The 3726-nt window shown below is 70.3% G+C and carries 4 protein-coding genes; all 4 read left to right on the forward strand.

Features of this window, described 5'->3' with window-relative positions; genetic code table 11:
- Positions 1–482: 482 nt before the first annotated feature.
- Complete coding sequence (gene rpsB, locus LWC33_RS34365; protein ID WP_233308888.1) at positions 483–1352, forward strand: 30S ribosomal protein S2; 870 nt, start codon at positions 483–485, stop codon at positions 1350–1352.
- Between the two features lie 93 nt (positions 1353–1445).
- Positions 1446–2261: a translation elongation factor Ts gene (gene tsf / locus LWC33_RS34370; RefSeq protein ID WP_233308889.1), complete on the forward strand. Its 816-nt coding sequence runs from the start codon at positions 1446–1448 to the stop codon at positions 2259–2261.
- Between the two features lie 2 nt (positions 2262–2263).
- Positions 2264–3019: a UMP kinase gene (gene pyrH / locus LWC33_RS34375; RefSeq protein WP_233308890.1), complete on the forward strand. Its 756-nt coding sequence runs from the start codon at positions 2264–2266 to the stop codon at positions 3017–3019.
- 32 nt (positions 3020–3051) lie between these two features.
- Positions 3052–3609: a ribosome recycling factor gene (gene frr, locus LWC33_RS34380; RefSeq protein ID WP_232872300.1), complete on the forward strand. Its 558-nt coding sequence runs from the start codon at positions 3052–3054 to the stop codon at positions 3607–3609.
- The last annotated feature ends 117 nt before the right edge of the window (positions 3610–3726 follow it).

Consider the following 3726-nt stretch of genomic DNA (forward strand, 5'->3'; position numbering starts at 1 on the left):
GACCCGAGCAGCACTCCGCCGGCCACGGCGCACAACGCCACCCGCCGAGCCACCCGCCCTGCCGCCCGTCGAGCGACCACCCGACCCGCCACCGCCCCGGCCCGCCCCATGCCGCCACCCTGCCCCCGAGCAGCGCGGATCGGGCGGCGCGGGGACGATCGATCCACAGGCCCCCGAACCTGGGGACGGGTCGGCTCCGGGCGGCCGTCCCGGGTGAGGCCGATCGGCGGCCGGGCGTACACTCGACCCTGCACCTCGACCACTCGGGGTGACTTCGCGCGCTCGCGTGCCCTGCGGAAGCGGGGTCGGCGACCGGGCGGTCCCGCACTCCTGCCGAGGGGCCGGATGCGGGTCCGGGAGCCGGCGCGGCGCCAGGGCGGGGTCCCGCAGGGGATCCCGCGACAACCGCCACGCGCGGACCGGCCGGTGTGATCGCTGATCACCTCCGCCGCCCGCGCCAGACCGAGAGGTGAACACCGGCCATGGCCGTCGTCACCATGAAGCAGCTGCTCGACAGCGGCGTGCACTTCGGGCACCAGACCCGGCGCTGGAACCCGAAGATGAAGCGCTACATCCTCACCGAGCGCAACGGCATCTACATCATCGACCTGCAGCAGACGCTGTCGTACATCGACCGCGCCTACGAGTTCGTCCGCGAGACCGTGGCCCACGGCGGCACGATCATGTTCGTCGGCACGAAGAAGCAGGCCCAGGAGGCTATCGCCGAGGAGGCGGGCCGGGTCAACATGCCGTACGTCAACCAGCGCTGGCTGGGCGGCATGCTCACCAACTTCCAGACCGTGCACAAGCGCCTCCAGCGGCTCAAGGAGCTGGAGTCGATGGAGCAGACGGGTGGCTTCGAGGGTCGTACCAAGAAGGAGATCCTCATGCTCACCCGTGAGAAGGACAAGCTCGAGAAGACCCTCGGCGGCATCCGCGACATGTCGAAGGTGCCGAGCGCGGTGTGGGTGGTCGACACCAAGAAGGAGCACATCGCCGTCGGCGAGGCCCGGAAGCTCAACATCCCGGTCGTCTCCATCCTGGACACGAACTGCGACCCCGACGAGGTCGACTACCCGATCCCGGGCAACGACGACGCGATCCGCTCCGCCGCGCTGCTCACCAAGGTGATCGCGAAGGCGGCGGCGGACGGCCTGCTGGCGCGCTCGGGCGGCAACCGCAACGAGGGCGAGAAGGCCGAGGGCACCGAGGAGCCGCTGGCCGAGTGGGAGCAGGAGCTCCTCGCCGGCGGCGGGTCGGACGGCGCGAGCCTGGGCGGCGAGACCGCCGCCGCGGGCGCGGGCTCGGCCCCCGCCAGCACCAGCAACGGCACCCAGCAGACCGCCGGCTGAGAACCACCCGATCCCGGCGGCCGGGGCGCACCCCGCCCCGGCCGCCGATCGGCCCCGACCCACCCGCACCGCGAAGGACGAGAAGACACCGAGATGGCGAACTACACCGCCGCCGACGTCAAGCGGCTCCGTGAGCTCACCGGCTCCGGGATGATGGACTGCAAGAAGGCGCTCGAGGAGGCCGAGGGCGACTTCGACAAGGCCGTCGAGCTCCTCCGCATCAAGGGCGCGAAGGACGTCGGCAAGCGCGCCGAGCGCTCCACCTCCAACGGCCTGGTCGTCGCCGAGGGCGGCACCATGGTCGAGCTGAACTGCGAGACCGACTTCGTCGCGAAGAGCGACGACTTCGTCGACCTCGCCACCAAGATCCTCGCCGTCGCCGTCGACCAGAAGCCGGCCGACGTCGAGGCGCTGGCCAAGGCCCCGCTCGACGGGGGCACCGTGGCCGACGCGATCCAGGCGCTCTCCGCCCGCATCGGCGAGAAGCTGGAGCTCAAGCGGTACATCCACGTCGACGGCCCGGTCGCGGTCTACCTGCACCGCCGCGCCAGCGACCTGCCGCCGGCCATCGGTGCGCTCGTCGCCTACGAGGGTGACGACGCCGAGGCCGCCCGCAACGTCGCGATGCACATCGCCGCCGCGCGCCCGCAGTTCACCACCCGCGACCAGGTCCCGGCCGAGGTCGTGGAGAACGAGAAGCGGATCGCCGAGGCGACCGCCCGCGAGGAGGGCAAGCCCGAGAAGATCCTCGACCGCATCGTCGAGGGCCGGATCACCGGGTTCTACAAGGACGTCGTGCTCCTCGAGCAGGCCTCCGTGCTGGACTCGAAGAAGACCGTGAAGGCGCTGCTGGACGAGGCGGGCGTGACCGTCAAGGACTTCGTCCGCTTCGAGGTCGGCCAGGCCTGAGCATGACCGACCAGGGGATCGACGCCGAGAAAGGCACCCGCCGCGGGTACCGCCGCGTGCTGCTCAAGCTCGGCGGCGAGATGTTCGGCGGTGGTGGGCTCGGCGTCGATCCCAAGGTCGTGGAGACCGTCTCCCGGCAGATCGCGGAGGTCGTCGCGAGCGGCGCCCAGATCGCGGTCGTGATCGGGGGCGGCAACTTCTTCCGCGGCAGCGAGCTGCAGCAGCGCGGGATGGACCGCTCCCGCGCGGACTACATGGGCATGCTCGCCACCGTGATGAACTGTCTCGCGCTCCAGGACTTCCTGGAGCGCGAGCACCATCTCGACACCCGCGTGCAGACCGCGATCACGATGGGGCAGGTCGCCGAGGCCTACATCCCCCGGCGGGCCATCCGGCACCTCGAGAAGGGCCGGGTCGTGATCTTCGGGGCGGGCGTCGGTATGCCCTTCTTCTCCACCGACACGGCCGGTGCGCAGCGCGCGCTGGAGATCGGCTGCGAGGCGTTGCTGCTGGCCAAGGGCGTCGACGGGGTCTACACCGCGGACCCGAAGCTCGACCCGACGGCTCAGATGTTCCACGAGATCACCCACCGCGAGGTGCTCGAGCGCGGCCTCAAGGTCGCCGACGCCACGGCCTTCAGCCTCTGCATGGACAACCAGATGCCGATCATCGTCTTCAACCTGCTGACCGAGGGCAACATCGCCCGCGCGGTCGCGGGTGAGAGGATAGGCACCCTGGTCAGCACACCCGAGACCTGAGAACGACACGTCAGAACGCACCGGGAGCAGCCGTGATCGACGAAACCCTCTTCGACGCCGAGGAGAAGATGGAGAAGGCAGTCGAGGTGGCCAAGGACGACCTGGCCAGCGTGCGCACCGGCCGGGCGACCCCGGCGATGTTCTCGAAGGTCGTCGTGGACTACTACGGCGCCTACACGCCGCTCAACCAGCTCGCCTCGGTGTCGATCCCCGAGGCGCGGATGGCGGTCATCAAGCCGTACGACGCGAGCCAGCTCAAGGCCATGGAGAAGGCCATCCGGGACTCGGACCTGGGCCTCAACCCCAGCAACGACGGCCAGATCATCCGCTGCATCATCCCCCAGCTCTCGGAGGAGCGGCGCCGCGAGATGGTGAAGGTCGCGCGCAGCAAGGGCGAGGACGCGCGCGTCACCATCCGCAACCTCCGCCGCAAGGCGATGGACGAGCTGCACCGCATCGTCAAGGAGGGCGAGGCGGGTGAGGACGAGGTGACCCGCGCCGAGAAGGAGCTGCAGGGCGTCACCGACAAGTACGTCCACCAGGTCGACGAGCTGGTCAAGCACAAGGAATCCGAGCTTCTCGAGCTCTGAAGGACCGTGGCCACCTCGCACAGTGCCGACCATCAGGCCGACCGCAGCGCCGACCGCAGCGACGACAGCGCCGACAGCGCCGACAGCGCCGACAGCGCCGACAGCGCCGACAGCGCC

The organism is Pseudonocardia terrae, assembly GCF_021343995.1.
Classification (GTDB): domain Bacteria; phylum Actinomycetota; class Actinomycetes; order Mycobacteriales; family Pseudonocardiaceae; genus Pseudonocardia; species Pseudonocardia terrae.